This is a genomic window from Cupriavidus sp., from assembly GCF_057315035.1.
Genome location: NZ_DBHKYV010000002.1, coordinates 40,883 through 59,994 on the forward strand (window position 1 = coordinate 40,883; position 19,112 = coordinate 59,994).

Genomic DNA, 19,112 nt, shown 5'->3' on the forward strand with positions numbered 1-19,112 from the left:
GATCGGCCTGCAGGTCTGCAACTAGGCCACGCTGCGTAAGGTGTTGCACCCGGAAGCATGTTTATGTTGTGGAAAATTCCAGACGTGTAGGTTTCGAGCGGCGCTGCAAAGTGTGTCCGTCAGCGATTGTAAGGCTGGGCCGGGCGTGCTTAGCGTGACGCTGCCCGTATCAAAGGGCGACCGCGAAATACCTCGTCTTTGAATAGGTCTGCCAATTGCGAGGCGTGTCTTGCCAGCATTCCCCTCTTAAGTGGTACACTGTATGTATATACAGTGTCGAGGGGTATCGGTGCTGCGCTCGACATGTCACACTTCTGCCGCGTAAAAAATACATCGGAAGGAAGACGGCATGTTGGACTTGAGTCTGTTGAAGATTGACCGTTTGGCTGTTCATGACGTGCATCCGCGCGGAATAGATCAGTCATATGTCGAACCGACACATCGTCCGCATCTCGTGACCCTGCCAGTTTCCGGGATGGACATGTTCAATCGCCGGATCGCTCAGGCGCTTGGGCATCGGTCGCGCGGCGTACAGGCGGATTTCCGGGATACTGCGCCCGGCAGTTTCTTTCAGGAAGCGGCAGGTCTGATGCACGGTGACGACACGCAGTTCATTGACTTGTCGATGGCAGCGGCCAATCGCCTGGCCAAGGCCCAGTTGAACCGCAATTATGCGCCCAGCAAGATGATCGTTCTGGCTGGAACCGTCACCAACCTGCAGCGACCGTTTGCAGCGGTGGTGAAGGCGGATATGCAGGATGCGTTGGGTGAAAAAACAGAGAACGGCAAGAAGGTCATCGACTATCTGGAACAGATCTTTCTGACCGAAAGCCAACGGCTGTTCAAGATCGGGTTCATCCAACAGACGGCGGCTAAGGCGCCCAAGCTGGATGGCATCCACGATCCGCAATACTACTCCGTGCATCTGTTTGACCATATCATGACCAGCACGGAAAGCCGCAAGGCTGCGTTCTACTTCTATGGGGACTTCCTCGGTGCGGATGTGTCAGCTACCGACAAGCGGTTGACGAAGGACTTCTTCGAGAAGACCAACAAATTTCTAGATACCCTCGAAATTCCGCGTTCCCGCAGGATCGATCTTGGGGAATCGCTGCGCTCGGAATTGCGTAGCAACGTTAACGCGATTGGCGTCGCATCGTTTGGCGAGAAGCACCTCCAGAAGACAGAACAGGCTGCGTACCTGAAATACATGGAGAAGTCGGGGTTTCCCACGCACGAAATTTCGAAGGACACCGACTATATTGCAAGCAGGTTGAAGCGCCGCCGCAAGATGGTGTTTACCTCGGGGGTCATGGTGACCACGCCCGCGGAGGGCACAGATTGGGTAAGCGTCGCGAGCACGAGTGACGGTTCGACTGTCGTCAAGATCAAGGGCTCAATCGCGAGCGAAGAGTGAACGATTCTGTATTCGAAACTTGGCTGACTGAAAGCGCCCCTGCCCTGAAGGCTTGGGGTGCGTTCGTCGTGGCTAAGATCGAATCATTTGTCCGGCTCGAAGTTGGCGAGGAACGTTACAAGACGTTCTTCAAGATCAAGCCGTCCTCCCGGGTGAAGGACCTGGATTCGGCCCTGAAGAAACAGGCTAAGAAGAAGTATCCCGATCCGCGTAGCGCGATGACGGACCTAGTCGGTGCCCGCTTCGTGGTTCTGGTCCGTACCGATATTGAGATAGTCGAGCGAGCGCTCCTGGCTTTTACCGGTTGGTCAACCAGCCGGGATCGCCATTTTAGGGACGAGGTCATCGATCATCCCGAGCTGTTTGACTATCAATCGGTCCATTATCTGGTACGCGCAACCGAAGGCACCGAAATCGACGGACTGCGTGTCCCAGACGGGCTGCCGTGCGAGGTTCAGATTCGGACGCTGCTCCAGCATGCCTACGCTGAATTGGTACACGACAATATCTACAAGCCAACGGCTCAGGTGCCATCGTCGGCCAAGCGTCTTGTTGCGAGAAGCATGGCATTGATGGAGACGACGGATGTAATGTTTTGCCAGGCGCTGCAAGAGTTGGATCAGGTGACGGCGACGGTTGTGGATCTAGAACGCTTTGCCAACGAGTTGTATTCTAGGATCTGTGGTAGACCGATCGAGGCTGTGGGTAACCCGGAGGCGATGGAACTCATCGAGGCATTTCGCGACCTGTTTGCCTTGTGTAATCGCGCAGAGTTGGAGGCCTTTCTGCAGGGAGGCTATGCGCAACGTTTACGTGATCGGTCCGATCGCCCAGGACTGTTTGCCAGACCGATGAGCGTGCTAGTCTACTGGCTGGCCCGTGACCACGACAACGAATTGAACGAACGTTGGCATTTTCCGGCATATCACCGCGACCTACAGTTGATCCTTTCGGATTTAGGAAAGGCGACAGATCGGTTTTACTAGATGCGATTCGCGCGGCCAAATTGCCCGAGAGGTTCAAACATCTCGGCAACTTGGCTCAGCTTGCAGCGAAGCCATCTATTCGGTGTACTGAATCTCGGTGGGGACTTCCTTGACGCCTGACACTATTACTCGACTGCTAGCCTCAATGAACGCCGGCCGCCTTCTGGTGGTTTGCGGCGCCGGGCTGTCGATGGCACCGCCTAGCAGCCTGCCATCAGCCCGGGCGGTCGCCGAGAAGTGCTTCAACAAATACCGTCTTGAGTCTGATCCGCAATGCGACCTGGCCCTCCGAGACAATTTGGAGATGCTTGCCGAGCATTTTGCACGCACCAACACGCTGCAGTCCATCTTCATTGAGCATCTCGTACCTTGGCACAATTTTGTGCGGCCCTCGAATACGGGGCATGCTGCGATAGCGGATTTTCTTATTACCCGCGCCGCGGTTGCCGGTATATCGAGCAATTACGATACGCTCATCGAGCGACGCGCTTGGGACTACGGTGCGGACTTCCGTGGCTCGCTCGACGGGGACGAAGCCACCGCAGATTTCGTTCGTCAGGGGCCCTTGCTGAAATTCCATGGTTGCTCACAACGCGATCGCCCCTCCACCGTCTGGGCGCCCTCGCAGCTCGCTGATCCGATCGTTTCGGCCCGCATTGCGCGAAGCAAAATTTGGATGGCTGCCAATCTTAGGCAGAAGGATTTGCTTGTCGTCGGCTTCTGGTCGGACTGGGAATACCTTAATGCCGTGATCGGCGAAGCCCTGATCGACGTGCAGCCATTGTCCGTAACAGTGATCGATCTTTCGGCAACAACCGCGCTCGAGGAGAAGGCCCCGCAACTCTGGGAAATAGCGCACGCCCAAAACGTGACATTTGAACACGTTCAAGAGTCTGGCGCCGTGGCGCTAGATGAGCTTCGCCGCGCGTTCTCGTCAAACTACCTTCGTCAGGTTCTAGAGGCTGGACGAGCTGCCTTCGAGGAAGCCACCGGATTCCAATGCGATCCAGCTTGGCTAACTGTTGACGAATTCGATAGCGAGGCATTGTATGGAATGAGGCGGGATGCCGAGGGCGTTTCGGCGGCGGAGCCAGCCAGGCTACTGCGTCCGACAAATCCGGAAGCGCTCGGTTTTTTCCATTTGCTGCTCCGTCAAGCCGGGGCAGTGCAACGTGCTGATGGCTATGAATTGAAGGGCCAGAGCATCCGTGTAGTGAACGGAGCGCAATCCATACTGGGGTCTCTACGAGGCAAGTTCGTCGAGCCGCCCGCGGTGATGCAGTCTGACATCGTTGTGGCCGTGGGCGCGACCGACTTGGGTGTGCCTGATAACGTCGTACGCAGTGGACGCGCCGGCGATGTCATTCGTCCTAATCCAGCGGGCGAATGGTATGACCTTCCTAGAGCAAGAACTGCATTGGGCATCTGATGGATATTCTTACACAAGCCGAAATCCTCCTTCGCGACGCCCAGTATGAAACCTGGACATGGACTGTCTCGGGCTGCGCCGTGACCTGTTTCGAAAACGCGGCGCTGATGGGCTTCGTTCACGTGTTCGAAACTGCAGACGCTCTCCTGAGCGCGTGGAAAGAGAACCAAAAGCTCGCGCTTGCTCGGCACGCAGCGTCGCTGCGAGGGGCCGGAGCGAAAGCGTGGAACGTCTATTCTGTCTTCCTGACCCCGGATCAGGATGCACGGCGAGGGCGCGAGATCGAGCGTATCGAAGAGGATTTCTCTTTGACCCGAAAGATCGCCAGAGCCTCAATCGCCACAGCCGCTGACGTTGAGAAGGCGCTCCTACCCTTGCTTTCCATCCGCTCCAAACCGCTGCTCGGCGCATCTAACTTCGAAACGAGACTTCGAAGCAGGCTGAAGGACATCGCTCCAGATGCTGTTGCTGCATTTCTCAACGAGACCAAGCCGGCAGAGGTAGTTCGCATATTGAGGGAAAAATCATGAGGCTGAATTTCATCGAAATTTGCGGCTTTCGTGGATTTAGGGACTTAGTCCGAATCAACTTCGGCCGCGGCTTCACCGTCATCACCGGCCGGAACGGCGTGGGAAAGAGCACTCTGTGCGACGCGTTCGAGTTCGCAATTACGGGCTCCGTCGACAAATATGCCGTCCAGAAGGCGGCGAAGGAAAGTCTCAGCGATTATCTTTGGTGGCGGGGCGAGGGCGTTCCCGAAGCCCATTACGTCACTGCCTCGTTCGTCGACGACAACGGGACGCCATTTACCATCACGCGAACGCGGGAGTCCGGCTCCGATCGCTCACCTGAGGAGATCCACGCCGCGCTCTGCGGCGGACCAGCTCCAGACGACGCGCTCCGGCAACTCACACGGACGTCGATCATCCGTGACGAATGGATCGCCGCGCTAAGCCTGGACCTCACGGAAACAGAGCGATTTGAACTCGTGCGCTCGGCGCTCGGCGCATTGGAGGGCTCGGAAGCGGGGATTAGAGCCAAGGAGATTATCGCCGCCGCTGAAAGTGCTCATTCTAGAGATGAGGAGGCCTATGAAGCTGCCCGGTCGCGTCTGGCAGACAGGCTAACGCAGCTGTCCGAAACGCAAACCGCCCTTAGCCGGTCAGGCGATGTCTCCAGCGCGCTGCAGTTGATCGGCGCCGCCGCACCGGATGCGCCGCCCGAGGTGACCGCGCGACTGGCTGCCGGTCGAATCGCGCTCGCGAACGGACGCGCTGGATTGGCTCGAATGGGCGAAGCGCTTCAACTCGGTCGAGAGGTAGCGGCGGTGCAGGCAGCCTACAACGCTCCGGAGGCAGTTGCGAGACGCGAGGCTGCAACGTTGGCGCACGAAACGGCGCAGCGCGAGCATCAGTCGGCGCAGAAAGCCGTCTTGGAAGCCGAACAACGCCTAGTGCGCGAAGAGGAGATGGACGCGATCGCGGCGTCGCTAACCCTCCTTGTCGAGCATGGAGAGCGCCTCGGGCTGCACAACGATCATTGTCCGCTATGCGCGGCCGATCGAACGTCGGACGAGTTCTCCGCCGGTCTGGACTCAGCACGGCAGCGGATTACATCACTGGCGTCTGGCGTTCAGGCCGCTCGCGATGCTCTCGCCGTCGCGAAAGAGAATGCGCGGCAACCGGCTCTTGCGTACCAGGCAGCTGCCAACGCGGTTCAAACTCATGCGGACGAATTGCGCCGGCTGCGCGATCAGGAAGCGGCGCATGTCAATTTCTACGATCAGTGGGGGCTCGATTACCGCTTCATTGGGAACCCTGACGGGCTGGAGCAGGCCATTTCTCTTGAACGCGACCGGTTGATCGATCTTGAGCGTGCGCTCCTTGTTCTGGAGGCATCGCAAGCGGTGTCGCGGATGTCGTCAATCGAAAGCAACGTCTCGGAGCTGCGTATCGACATCGAAAAGCTTGCTAACGCAGTCAGTCAATCGCAAAACGCCGTCACGGCAGCCCGCGAAATCGAACGCTCGGTCAGGCGTGTGAGCGCCGAAATAATTGATGAGCGTCTCGCCCAGATCAGTCCACTGCTCAACGAACTGTACCAGCGCTTGCGACCGCATGCGAACTGGCGGACGATCGATTACAGCATTCGCGGCGACGTCCGGCGCTTCCTGAGCCTTAGGGTCGGCGACGGCCTGAACCCTCAATTTGTGTTCAGCAGCGGTCAGCGTCGCGCCGCCGGTCTCGCGTTCCTTCTTTCGGTGCACCTCGCGCGGGCGTGGACACCACTCAGGTCCTTGCTGCTCGACGACCCCGTTCAGCACATCGACGATTTCAGAGCCCTTCACCTAGTCGAAGTTCTCGCCGCTCTCCGCCTGGATGGACGCCAGATCATCTGCGCGGTTGAGGACCCTGCGCTGGCTGATCTGCTGTGCCGACGCCTAGTGAGCACCGCGGACGAGAGAGGCCGGCGTATCGATATCGACCTTGGACAACTCGGCGCCACGAGCGTGGTCATAGATCAGGAAATCCATCCGATGCCCGTCGGTGTTCTACGTGGTGTCGCCACCGCATGATGGCCGAGGACGCGCAAAGTGAACTGCTGGCGTCGCGCAGGCATCAAGCGCACGGACCTTGGAGCGATCTAGCACTCCATACCATCGGGTGGCGTGCGTTTCAGGACCTGTGCTCTCAAGTGTGCGAGGTCGTGCTTGACCGGCCCGTCGAAATCTTCCGCGAAGCACAAGATGGCGGTCAGGACGCGGTATTTCTCATCCCTGCAGAAACCGACGCCCCGGCGATCGGTACGGTCCAGTGTAAGCATACGTCCGAAGCTCTGAAGGCGTTAAAGCCCGGCGATCTGACCGCCGAGATTGGTCATGTCGAGGAACTAGTAAAAGCCAGCCAAGCGGACACCTACGTTTTCATGACGAACATGAGCGTTGATGCGCCCGTCGCCGCCGAGATGCGTGCCAGGCTACGGGCGCTCGGCGTGCGTAAGCCGCATATTCTTGGACGCCAGTATATCGTCCGGGTCATCAGGAGCAGTGCGCGCCTGCGGGCCCTTGTCCCGCAGGTCTACGGCCTGGGCGACCTAACCTCGATCGTCGATGAGCGCCTAAGTGAGCAGAGCCAAGCGTTGCTTGACAGCTGGATTCCTAAGCTTCGTACTTATGTGCCGACGAAAGCCCACCGTGATGCGGTAAATGCGATCTCTGAGCATGGAGTAGTGCTGCTGCTCGGAAATCCCTCGAGCGGAAAATCCGCTATTGGCGCGATCATCTCAACAATAGCTTCAGAAAACCCGGACAATACCGTCCTTGCTTTGACCAGTCCACGCGACTTTGAGGCTGGTTGGAATCCCAACGATCCGGGACGCTTCTTCTGGATCGACGACGCCTTTGGCTCCAATGTGGTGCGCGACGACTATGTGCAGGACTGGGCGTCGGCCTTCGCCAAGTTGCGAGCAGCGATCAAGCACGGCAACCGTTTTCTTCTGACATCGCGAAAGCATATCTACGAAGCGGCGCGGCGTCGGCTCGGACAGCGCAACCTCGCTCAATTCGCTGATGGCAGCGCCGTGGTGGATGTCGGCGAGCTGGCGTATCATGAAAAGGCGCAGATACTCTATAACCATGTGAATTTCGGCGGACAGAGCCAGAGTTGGCGATCGAGCGTCAAACCACACCTGAATGCTGTGGCTAGCGTTCGCGATTTCCTTCCCGGCATCGCCGAACGTCTCGGTGATCCGAATTTCACCAAGGGGCTGTCGCCTCGCGAAAGCTCGCTCGTTCGGTTCATGAAGGAGCCGACCGAGCATCTAATCGATACGGTCAACGCCCTGGATGATCAGCTTCAGGCTGCGCTCATCCTAGTCTATGTCCACCAGGCCGGCTTCAATTCCAATGACCATGATGTGTCGGCTGCCCAGGCCGTTGCGGAGCTGACTGGCTACTCCCTCACTAAGATCCAGGATCGCTTCCCTGAACTGCGGGGGTCGTTCCTGAAACTTTCCGGATCGAAGTGGACCTTCGCCCATCCCACAATCGCCGACGCTCTGACGGAGATCTTGCGTCAGAAGCCACATATGATGGCGGCGCTTTTACGGGGGGCAACTATCGACACCATTCTCAGCAGCTTTACGTGCGAGAGCTCGCCGCTCATTCGAGATGCGCTTGTCATCCCGGCGACGCTCGACGACGCTCTAGTCGCCCGGCTCGGCCGCACGCCCGACGAATGGCATCGCAATTGGATGCTTTTCAACTTTCTGTCCGATCGTTCGAGCGACGCCGTGTTCGCTAAAGCCGTCGAGCAATTTCCAAAACTTCTTCGACGTTCCTGCTGGCAACCCGACATCGCCTGTCATGACCCTAAGATCGCAACCTACGCCCGTGCCCATCATCTCAGGGTGTTGCCGCACGATCTGCGCTTGGCAGCGACCGAAAGGCTTGAAACTGCCGCGCTCTCGGATCTTGACGTTTCCTTCTTCGACGAACCCCAAGTGCTAGCGCTCATACCGCCCCTGAACCTCATCGGTGTGGGCTTGTCGTTACGGACAACGGTCCTGCCTTCGCTCGAGGAGCGGATCGACGAGATCGCTGCCGACGCCGACTTGGATGAAGAGCCTGACAGCCACTTTAAGAAACTTCTCGGAGGGCTTGACCGCATTGAGGCGATTGGTGTCGATGCGGAAGCCACGGCCTTGATAGACGATGCGCGCAATCGCGTGAAGCGCTCAGTCGAGGCGCTTGAAGAGCGCAAGCGCGAGCATGAAGAAGGCTCCGAGGATGATGCGGATTGGACGCACATCGTAACGCCGAAGAAGGAGGAGATTTCGGCTTCTGCTCCGATTGCCACGAAACGATCGGTGTTCGACGATGTCGACAAGTAGTGTGGAGACATCAAGCGGTCGATTTCCGATTCTCCGGAGCTATCCGTGACCAATAGCGCGGAATTGAAGGTTCCCTACGGGGGACGGCCGGGGCTCAAGCATCAGATCGATTTCTCGATCCTCGCAGCCCTGCAACTTCTACTCATCTCCAAGGCGGCTACGCGTTCATAGGCATCGGCCAACGCGCGACACAGTACCTGTCATTGGCTCACGCGGGCGACTGTAAGGCCTCGCATGAATCACTGTCATTTCCGGTTAACATTGTGTGCTTCGGCGGGGTGCTGACAATGGGGGGCAGCTATGGGCCATCCAGAGTCACACAGCAATAGCGGCCTGCATTTGCCGCTCTACTCGACGTCAGAAAAGCGATTTCGGCTGCAACGCCGAGGAGAAGAATATGTCCGGCGGGCGGATTGCCATCAGCGGCTTCGACTATCAAGCGGTCGTCATACTCGATCAGTTGTTCGACCACTTCGATCAGCATGCTAGCGATGCGCGGGCAAGACCTGAAGGGGCTGATGATTTGGACTTGCTTTGGACCGAGAGCGGCCGCGACTGTTGTCGCCATGTCCAAGTCAAGAAGCCCCGCGAGACAGATAAGAGCATGCCAAAGAGGCAGCCGTGGCGGCTCTCTGAGGTCGCGGAGGAGCTCCTACCGGATACTCTAGACAGACTCGCGGTCTCGAACAGTCAACAGACATGGATTTTGGGTGACGCGGTGCAGCCACAGGTCCGGCGCTTGATTGCAGCAGGGAATACGGCCGCGAATCAAGAGGCTGATCTTTACTGGTCAGTGGTCCACCTAATGGCCCGGGCGGCGATTCTGGACCAAATCCCCGGTGGGCAGCGTCGCCTCCTACTAAAATGGCGCTTCGAGAACCCTCCAAACATTGCAAATGATGCGCGTGATTTTTTGATTGCCTCCTATGGCCAGAGGTTGAGCGCAGCGAACGTCGGCGCCGAGATCACCAGTCGATATTCTACGCAGGTCACATGGATCGCTGAGCATCTTCCAGACGTGCTCGCTCGGGTCGAAATTCTGGACAATTATGGGTCAGAGGCGGAGGTGGGCCAACGTTTCCGGGAACGATTGCAGCGTGAATACGGCTTGTCATCGGAGGTCGTGGTAGACAATCTGTTTGGTAATTTCCGATCCTTCATCAACGATGTCGCCAAGCGGCCGGGAGAGCAAATCGATCGGCGAAGTTTCGAAGTGCAGCTCCGCAGCGCCTGGCCACAGATGAGCGCGGCGACGGCCCCCCCAACTCCACCAGAAAAAGGGATCTTGAGGCCAGATTTGACCGATGCGCTTGTCAAGCCAGGAGTTGCCGCGGTCATTGAGGTGGTTGGTATCTCTGGCTCCGGCAAGACGACGCTCGCAGCGCAGTCGGCCGCAAGCTTGGCGAACTACGATCCGGGGCGCATTCCGATCTATGTCCGAGTGCGTGAAAACGCGGCATTTCGCGATGTGATGTCCGGGATCTCCTTCTACCTCTTGCGTCAGGGAATACCAGACTTGTTCGGCCTTGCTGTGCTGAGCAAGCCCGCCGACGACACAGTAATCCACCGATTGGCGGAAATATGCAGCGGATTGTCCCAGCGGGTGCAGTTGATGTTGGATCTTGTGGACGGAGCCAGCAACGCCCAGTTCGGCAGGGACCTGGGGCGATTTGCGCGCGCCTTGACTCCTGGGTCTTGCCGTCTAGTGGTGTTTGGTCAGCAGAGCGCTTTCAGTGCGTTGAGTCCTGTCGAGGCCAGTAGCGCAGGCATTGTCGTAGTCAACATGCGCGGCTTTCGCAGGGAAGAATTTATAACTCTCGTGGGTCACTACCATGCCGGCGCCGACAGAAACGTTCTGTGGGATGTCTACAGTCGAGTCACCGTCGGCCGGCAAGCCGGACTTTATGCGAAACTAGCTGAGGCATTGGCTCGCCAACCATCGCTGGACGCGATGGTCGCCATTGCAGGCAAACCTCCCCAGGACATGATTTCGGCTGCAGAGCAGAACCGTTTCGGCCGGCTTCCACCAGGGGTCAGGGACGCGGCGGAACGTCTTGTTTGCTTTTCTCTGCCTTATCGACGACAAGATGCTGAAGCGGCTTTCCCAGATGAAAATGTCAGCGCTGCCATTAAGGCGCTCGTCGATCTCGGGTTGCTTCGGACGGAAACCGACGGTCTATTGGAGATGCATGAAACCGTTCGTGCTGGATTGGAGTCTGGCATTGCGTCCGCCGTACGCCAAAGTGCCCATGTTACCTTGGCGAAATGGTACTCCGGGCTGGGGGATATCGCTGCACAGATATTTCATCTCGACAAGGCGGGGCGTTCTGCCGAAGCGGATATCCTTGCACGAGAGACTTTCTTGGCAGGAGATGCGTGGGGCAGTCTCGCCAGCTACGTGACGCGGAAGGAGCTGGTCACCGCGCAAGAGATCGTTGCGGCCGCCGGTCAACCTGGGCGCATTGCAGACTTCTATCTCCTTCCATTCATTCTAGAAGAATGTGCACCGGACGATGATTCTTCTCTCATGAACATGCTGGTCCAGCAGCGTCCTCGCTATTTCGGCGACTACGACTGGATGCATCATGTGGTTAAGGCGATTCTTGCACTCAACCCTTCCCGCTTCCAAGAGCTGCTTGTATTCACAGTCTGTCAGTCGGCAAATGCCGAGGAAAGGCGACAAGCATTGACTTGGCTCTTGACTGCTGCCCGCAATGGGCGACGGTCGTCGGCACTTGAGATTGTTGATTTCGCAAAGTCTCAACCGGAAGACGTTCAGCGTCTTCTGTTGCCAGCCCTACTGCAGGCTGGTGGGCGTGCCGCGCTTACGCTGGCCTTTGACATTTTTGCGCGACCGACTGATAAGAAAGCCGATCGCTACCCCTTTTGGCGCGGGGTGAAGTTGACGGTCGAGCGATACGAGGACGTAGTGGAAATTCTGGCTGCGTTACCAAAGAAGCCGGTACGGATGATGATTGCGATCGGATCGCTCGCATTCGGGCCAATTGGATCGCTCATCTGGGCCGCGCGGCACCAACTACGCCCGTTCTGCGTCGCCATTCTCAAGAGCAAGGACGGTGAGGTCGAGATCAAGGCCACTGCGTGGCGGGTTCTTATCTTTATTGGTTACCCGGCGCTGGAGACCCTGGTTGATCCCTTGGCACCGGACCCCGTTCCTCAAGATTACGCTCTTTTGGGTCCAGCCTTCTCCCCCACAGCTTACGATGTTGGGCGATATGAGCAATTGCTTTTCGATCTAGTGGCGCCTTCGTCCAGCCGTCAAGCGGCTTTGACAGTTCTGTTGCTCCTTGGTGCGGATCTAGGAGCATTAAGAAGTCGTCTTGCATATCTGCGGGACGATCCACTAGCTAGCCACTGGGACGCCTTATTCATGCTGGTGTTCGTCAAGCACCCGTTCGCTGCCGGCGTACCGTTACTTCGAGCCGAGCTGGCTTCGTCGTCCGCTACCACGCTACCGCCAGGGTTCTTGGTGCCCTGCCTCATTACTGTTTCCGAAGCGGAGTGGCCCGATGTTACCGATCTCCTCATGGAGGGCGTTCAGCATAGCGATTTGGCAATCCGAAGTGCTTCCGCCGCCGGGCTTGTTTGCCGCCGCTCCTTACGAGCGCGGGAGGTGCTTCGGCAACGGATTGCCGTCGAGCCTGATCCTCAAATCGTCAATCTTCTCGCTCGGGCGCTCAGTGCGTCCGGCCCAACGTCAGCCAAGGATCTGGTGACGGCATTTGCCTCGCCAGACATCGATCTATGGCAATGCATTATTGCTATGCGGACACGGGATGAAGGCTTCGCGCCACAGCTCGTCAAGTTTGCGACGAACTCGTCAGCTAACTGGATAGTCCGGCGGGCGGCCATCTGGGCGGCGGGCCGATTGCCATTCTCCGCGGCGCTCCAAATGATCGCCCCGCAAGTCTTGGCGGAAAGTTCTCCCCTGACAATCGACAGTGATGAAAGTTTGCAGGCCCACGGTTCTATCATCGGCTTGCTGGAAAATGGTGCGTCAAGGTTGCTGCACAAAGGCGAAGCCAAGTTCGTTGAGGGAATTGCGTCGATTTTAGAGGAACAGTGGAGCGACCTGATTGCACCGGGCAGTTTGCCATCGCCAATCGATGCGGCTCGATGGCTCTACACTAGCTTGATGGACGAGCCATCGCCGAGAGGTGTCCTGCGATTGCTGAATGGGGTACGAGTGCCCCTTCTGCACGCGGCAGTCGCTAGGTCCTTTCGGCATTGTGGTCGCCCCCAGTATATCGAGGATGTGCTGGCCAGCACATCCTCAGTTTGGCTTGCAGTTAAGTGCTTGCAAGAACTGCGCTCAGTACGGGTCAATGACCCTGATTTGGGCCAACGGCTACGCCGTATTCTAGCCACATCGCCTTGCGGCAGCGCACCGTTGTTAGATCGTATTGTCGCTGAAATGGAAGAGGGCCAGCGCCAATCGGGGACTATAAGAGTCGCTCCCTCAGCACCCATCGGGCCCTCGGTGCGTCCCACGAGTCAACTTCTCGACTATTCCGAGGCTGTACGCGCTCTTCGCGGAACCCCCGACATCGGTGTCGATACAGGACAACCTCTCGCGTTGTCGCGATTGGAGCGGGAGGAAGTACAGAAGCTCATCGCACTGGCGGATCCCGCCAATGACCCTCAGAGTTCCGTCGTGCGCTTTACACCGATGATGACGTTCACCGCTAAGGGGCATATGGTTGCCCAAGAAAGTTCGACGTCGACTGGGAGCACGCCCATTTCCGCGCGGCTTCGTCCCGCCATCGCCGCTGCTAACCGATTCGATCTGCCTATGCCTTGGCATAATGATCGCTTGCGATGGCCTTGGATTGACACTTATGGCCCGCAATTTATTGCTAGTATCGGCGCTCAGGGCGATGCAGACCGACTCTATCAAGCGCTCGACTCCGATGCAGACATCTTGCTGCCATTTCTGGGCCGCCCGGAGGGCCTTAAGGCAACAGAACTGCTTCTCAACGAGAAGCTAGCGCCGATTCTTCATCGCTACGTCTTGATGGGTGATGACGCCTTTTTCGAGAGCCTTTGCAATTTGGTGCAGCGCGTTGAATCCCCGGCGGCTGTCCCCATTCTTTCGGGCTTACTCGGTCGCTGGGCGTCTCACACGGGCTCCCCGCGGTCCGCGAATATTGAGCTCAGCCGCGGGTTCGTGCGACTCAGGGAGCATCCACGATTTCGCGACGTCCCTGGGTGGCGCAGGACTTTAGAGAACGCCTTGGACGCAAACATGTGGTGGTTTGACAGGCAGGATATCTTCCGAATTCTCGAAGGAGATCCAGGTTCCTACGTAATCGTCGAGAGTCAACTGGTGCGGGAAGAAAACTGGGCCCACTTCAGACGAAGCGAGATTGACAGTCTGGATGAGGCCGCCGAACGACTGTTCCACGAGACTCACTAGCGTGTACGGTCCAGGGAGGCGCGCCGAACTCGCGAGGCCTTGCCATCGGAGTCAGGACGTTGAGGATTTCCTGGTAAGGGCGCGGGCTCGGGCTGCTGATCTTGCCGGCCCAAGGATCATATTGAGGCGTGGCCGGGATTCGTAAACATGTGAGGCTTTGCATACTTACGAATTCCGGCGACCCTCATCAAGAGGCGAAGGAACTATTTCCGAACGCTTCCAGAAGAAGAGACCTTTCAGCCAGGAGCCGAGTCTCTACTCAGTGGGCTCGTCATGCTCGTCTTCGTAGTCGTGATCTTCGTGGTCATAGTCTGGCCCCACCTCATCCAGTTCTACATCGATTCTTTGATTGACGAGTTCGATTGCTTCGATGTCTTCAGGCAGTAATTCTGTGCGCTTCCCGTTCAATAGCTCCGCGACATCTACATGGACTAATATATCTGTCTTCAGTCCAAATTCTGACTCAACTACGCGAGAGCCAATGGCTACGTATTCCTTGTCTATTGAGTCCCAAGTTGAAAATGTTAAGGATGTCTCTACGTTGATTTCAATCTTGACTGGGACTTCAAAGACAGCCACACCATGAGAAAAGGTGACTGGGCTAGCCATTTCTGACGAGGTATCCAAGTCGTGAGATAGCAGACTCAGAGAGTCGATGTCGTACTCGTAGTAGTAGTTGGATGCCGCATTGATGTTCGCATGTACATTCTCTAAACCTGCTTGCAAACATTCGTTGACTTGATTTTCGGCCTTTGCGCTCTTGATCAGTTCAATAAATGCGGCCTTGGCCTGGGCCGCGCGTTCTTCGTATGCTGCTACATTCGCAGCGAGGACGACACTAAGGTCATTCGTTGTTACGAGAAGATTCGAGGTTTTGCAGTAATCCACCCAATCGGAGTCCGTGGAAACGCAAAGGACTTTCTTTTTACGCTTGGTTGCCCAGCCTTCTAGGGTTAGGAGCGCGATCGCATCGGGAAACTCAGCCTTCTTTTCCCCAGATGCACTAAATGGTGGTCGTGTATTGAAATACGATTCAAGAAGGTTTCCAAAGTTCGTATAATCTTGTGCCAAGATAATCTCACCGTCTACCTTATTAAGATAGTTCTTAAAGTCATCGCCAGCATCTCTCCTAGCTGTCTTCAATTCATCCTCGATGGCGTCGATAAGTTTTGCGCTGAGGGTCTTTGAAAGCTGGCGTATAGCGCCGGTTTGCTTCTCCTTCTCCGTGTCGTAGCGTTGCTTCAGATGGCCCAGTACTTCACCAGCTATCACATCTGGGAACAACAGAGCTAGGCCAGAAGTAGAGAATTGGCCAAGCAGAGCAAACGGTCCGTCTGCAAGGCGCTTCCCGCTTGCGTCGAATATGTTTGTGTCCACGCAAACGGCCCCATATTCGTCCGTCTTGAATGCGCTCACCAGCTTCGATTTTTCAGCCTCATGTGCGCTAGCGTCGGTGGGCTTGCCAGTAGGGGAGTTCATCGTTTGATCTTCGTTTGATGACGATAAAGTTTACCTGAGGTTAGACTGGCAGTGGGCGCCAGGCCGCGGGTCAGCTGATACACGTTCGGCCACGAACCTCGATTCTGAGCAAGAGAGCTTTGTTGATGCGCCAAGCATCCTGTCGCATGGCACGAGTCTGACGGCGGCCGAGTGCGCCAGGATGATTCGCATGTCGGCCGTTAGCGCCCGGCAAGCCATGCGCTGGGAGGGTGATGAGCCTCGACTCGCTCGGGCTTCTAAGGCAGTTCTGTGTTTTATGCACTGCCTTCCGATTGAGGCGAGTTGTGCCGGTCGGACCTCGTGTCCCAAGACATGATGAACGTGGGAACGAGTCAGCGTGTCTGCTCGAGATCGGCGAGGGAGTAAGACGGAGAAGTGATTGCGCTTCCCGGTGTTGCCAAGAACAGCGCCTTTTGGAACCTGTACTCGTCAAGCTGACTACGCCGATTGGCCGGTAGCTATATCATGGTAGAAATTCAATCGGAGAGCCTGTATGGAGTTGCGGCAAATCGTGTTGGCAAAACAACTGTTTGCGGAGGCCACTAATTTCCAGCGTCGACAGAGTGCGTTGCATAGCGGCCTCGCTGTTTCGTTGGCTCAGGATGCTGTAGAGATGTTTTTGCGTGCGGTATACAAACAGCGTTGCGGCACGGGACCAGAGCCAAAGGATTTCTTAGGAGTCATTGACCGCATCGACCAGTCTGCAGAGACTCAGGAGGAGTTGAGGGTTCCGTTTCGCGCTCGACTAACTGATCTGAATAAAGCGCGCGTGAACTTCAAACACTACGGTCTATATCCCGAGCGAACAGATGCGCGGCAACTGTTGGAGTACGCAGCAGATTTCTTCGGAGTTGCAACGCAGCGTTTCTTTGATCAAGACTTCGAAAGCATCTCCCTTGGTGACCTTGTGCAGGCGGTTGATGTTCGCAAGCGGCTTCACGAGGCCGCTGAAGCTGCGGGCCGCGAGGAGTTAGAGGATGCGCTGGGGCTAGCGGCAGAAGCTGTGGATTTATCCGTATTGTCGCTCCTGGATGTCCTGCCTAACAGCGCCAGGTATTCTTTACTTCCCGACATCGTGCGACAAGACCGTAGAACAGAGCAAGCTTGGAGAGATTTGGTACGGCATATCGACCGGAACGTTACTGCGTTGCGTCGAATCGCCGTCACGGTTTCGCTGCCCATCGATCTCGCCGCTCTCCAGAGGTTTAATGAGTTGGTGCCAGGTTTGCAGCGGGTGGTTGGCGGAACCTATTACCGGTCTCGGAAGAAGTTTGAACCGTTCAATTTGGATGATGTGGAGTTCTGTATCCGATTCGCGACGGACTTTTCCTTGGCGGTCGAGGCACGGCTAGCTGGCTACTAAGCCCCATCAGAGCGTAGCCTTGATCTGAATGGGCGGTCCCAATCTCACTCCAGCTTCCTCACCCGTACCAAGTCGTCCATTCCATGCACTAACGATAGGCCAGACGGGTCGAAGCTGGCTGGCATCAGGCTGGGAATATGAAATATGGGCCGCAGCGCGGAAATGTGTTGATCGAGCGTCTCGGCGGGGCTCGGAACGACCGAGGGCTACCGGGTTGGCGTGAGCCGGCAAATCGCGGACGCATGTGATGGGTTCTGGAGTGATCGCGGTGTCCGCAGGTCGAAACACGATTCCAACCTACGCACCGCATTTAACATAAATTGCGACCGAAGCCGGCGCTTTGTAGCGGCAAGTTGTAATGTCCGCCCGGACATTTCAACTTTGCCTGGACACGCTTATCGAGCCATCTGCCATCGAAAGTCAGATGGCGGTTCGCGACCCGGAGACAGCCGTAGCCGAAGGCGGATGTGGCTCGGGGCCATTCGGGAGGCGGATGCCTGATGACTCGCCCCCTTTGCGACGAGATGAAGTCAGATCGTCCCAAACAGCGCCCGGGGCCTGTCCCGAAGCGTCTGGGCCAGGAGTTTCAGCGCTCTGACCAGTTGTTCCCTTGAGGCCGCGCATGCCAGGTTGATGCGCACGCCATGCTCTGTCGCGGCGCGGTCTACGGCAAAAGCCGATGCGGGCATGGTGCTGACGCCGCGCGCCTGTGCGTTGGCGGCGAAGTCGTCGGAGCGCCAGGGTTCCGGTACGCGCAGCCAGACGAACATGCATGCCGGATCACCCTTGAGCAGGTCTTTGGGCAGCAACTCCTGCGCCAGTTGCTGGCGTACGGCCAGCTCGGCACGCTGGGCTTCCAGTATTGCCTGCGCGGTACCGTCCTCGATCCAGCGGGTGGCGATCAGTGTAGACAGCGGCGCTGGCATCCATGCCGTGGCGCGGACGGCCTCGGCCGCAAGGGCGGCGCCGTTAGGAGGTGCGAGCAAGTAGCCCACGCGCAGGCCAGGCGCCAGAACCTTTGACGTGGAACTGACGTGATAGGTCAGTTCGGGGCAGAGGCTCGCGATGGTCGGCAGGCGAGAGCGCAGCAGCGGGCCATAGACATCGTCCTCGATGATGGGCACGTGATGGCGGCGCGCAATTTCCACCAATGCCAGCCGACGCGCCAGACTCATAGTGACGACGGTCGGGTTCTGCAGATTCGGGACCGTGAAGATCGCCTTGACCCGCGAGCGTTGGCACGCCTCTTCCAGCGGCCCGGGCAGGAGCCCCTCGTCGTCGCTGGGAATTCCGACAATCTCGAACTGGAACACTGGGGCGAGCGCTTTCAGGCCGTAGTAGGTGAGCTGGTCGGACAAGATGACGCCATCCTGGCCGATCAGGCTGCTCAGCACGGCGTACAGGCCATGCTGCGCGCCGCTCGTGACGACGATATTGTCAGCCGAGGGCGCAAAGCCGGACGTGGCCATCCACTGTGCACCGGCAGCACGTGCCCAGTCGGCGCCCTGCGGTGGCTGATATTCCTGTGTCTGTGCGAAACGCGGATCGCGCGCGATGGTGCCCATGGTCTGCACGAGCCGGGCGACGAACTCGCCAGTGGCGGGGCGATTGACAGTCAGGTCGACCGGACCGACCGACGTATCGCCGCCAGTGCTGGCCGCCTGCCCCGATGCCACCTTCGGCATGGCGCCGCCGGTCACGATCGAGCCGCGGCGCTTGCTTGCCACGATCAGGCCGCGCGCCTGCAGCTCCTTGTAGGCACGTGACACCGTCGACACATTGATGCCAAGTTCGTCGGCCAGATCCCGCTGCGGCGGCAGGCGGCTCCCCGTGGGGTAGAAGCCGTTACGAATCTTCTCCTCCAGCCCCCGGGACACTTCGAGATAGGGCGCATAACGTCCTTTTGTGGGGACGTCTTGCTGCTCATTTGTGTGGCCAATCTCGGTTTCCATTCGCTTCCGTCTCCATACAAACCTGCGGTAACGACGCTTGGCGAGCGTCCGGGAGCAGGTGCGGGAGTCATGATAAGCCATCTTGCCGTGCCAGGCCATAAAACGTCGGCCTCGAAGTGGTGCGCACCCTGCCGTTTC

Annotated in this window: 10 protein-coding genes; 8 read left to right on the forward strand and 2 right to left on the reverse strand. The window is 57.6% G+C overall.

Annotation, left to right across the window (positions count from 1 at the left end; genetic code table 11):
• Window positions 1-349 precede the first annotated feature (349 nt).
• The 7 genes from ACO550_RS03745 (at window position 350) to ACO550_RS03775 (ending at window position 14,159) form a co-directional block, all read left to right on the forward strand.
• The gene (locus tag ACO550_RS03745) at window positions 350-1,417 is read left to right on the forward strand and encodes a nucleoid-associated protein (RefSeq protein ID WP_315594878.1); all 1,068 of its coding nucleotides are present in this window, start codon (window positions 350-352) and stop codon (window positions 1,415-1,417) included.
• Window positions 1,414-2,403, forward strand: coding sequence for a hypothetical protein (locus tag ACO550_RS03750; protein WP_315594879.1), 990 nt, complete (start codon window positions 1,414-1,416; stop codon window positions 2,401-2,403). Before ACO550_RS03745 ends, ACO550_RS03750 begins: the two co-directional genes overlap by 4 nt.
• Before the next feature lie 145 nt (window positions 2,404-2,548).
• On the forward strand, window positions 2,549-3,832 hold the full coding sequence (locus ACO550_RS03755) for a hypothetical protein (protein WP_315594880.1): 1,284 nt from the start codon (window positions 2,549-2,551) through the stop codon (window positions 3,830-3,832).
• Complete coding sequence (locus ACO550_RS03760) at window positions 3,832-4,362, forward strand: hypothetical protein (RefSeq protein WP_315594881.1); 531 nt, start codon at window positions 3,832-3,834, stop codon at window positions 4,360-4,362. The genes ACO550_RS03755 and ACO550_RS03760 overlap by 1 nt, the downstream gene beginning before the upstream one ends.
• On the forward strand, window positions 4,359-6,407 hold the full coding sequence (locus ACO550_RS03765) for an AAA family ATPase (protein ID WP_315594882.1): 2,049 nt from the start codon (window positions 4,359-4,361) through the stop codon (window positions 6,405-6,407). The genes ACO550_RS03760 and ACO550_RS03765 overlap by 4 nt, the downstream gene beginning before the upstream one ends.
• Window positions 6,404-8,722 (forward strand): nSTAND3 domain-containing NTPase, encoded by a 2,319-nt coding sequence (locus ACO550_RS03770; RefSeq protein WP_315594883.1) that lies wholly within the window; start codon window positions 6,404-6,406, stop codon window positions 8,720-8,722. Before ACO550_RS03765 ends, ACO550_RS03770 begins: the two co-directional genes overlap by 4 nt.
• 397 nt (window positions 8,723-9,119) lie before the next feature.
• Window positions 9,120-14,159, forward strand: coding sequence for a hypothetical protein (locus tag ACO550_RS03775; RefSeq protein ID WP_315594884.1), 5,040 nt, complete (start codon window positions 9,120-9,122; stop codon window positions 14,157-14,159).
• Window positions 14,160-14,414: 255 nt separating this feature from the next.
• On the opposite strand, the gene ACO550_RS03780 is transcribed toward ACO550_RS03775, so the two are convergent.
• Entirely contained in the window at window positions 14,415-15,638 is a 1,224-nt protein-coding gene (locus ACO550_RS03780; protein ID WP_315594885.1) for a PIN domain-containing protein, read from the reverse strand.
• Window positions 15,639-16,152: 514 nt separating this feature from the next.
• Between ACO550_RS03780 and ACO550_RS03785 the strand changes: the two genes are divergently transcribed.
• Window positions 16,153-17,022 carry a hypothetical protein gene (locus ACO550_RS03785; protein ID WP_315594886.1) on the forward strand — a complete coding sequence of 290 codons (870 nt, stop codon included), beginning with the start codon at window positions 16,153-16,155 and terminating at the stop codon, window positions 17,020-17,022.
• A gap of 530 nt (window positions 17,023-17,552) precedes the next feature.
• On the opposite strand, the gene ACO550_RS03790 is transcribed toward ACO550_RS03785, so the two are convergent.
• Window positions 17,553-18,974 (reverse strand): PLP-dependent aminotransferase family protein, encoded by a 1,422-nt coding sequence (locus tag ACO550_RS03790; protein WP_315594887.1) that lies wholly within the window; start codon window positions 18,972-18,974, stop codon window positions 17,553-17,555.
• Between the last annotated feature and the right edge of the window lie 138 nt (window positions 18,975-19,112).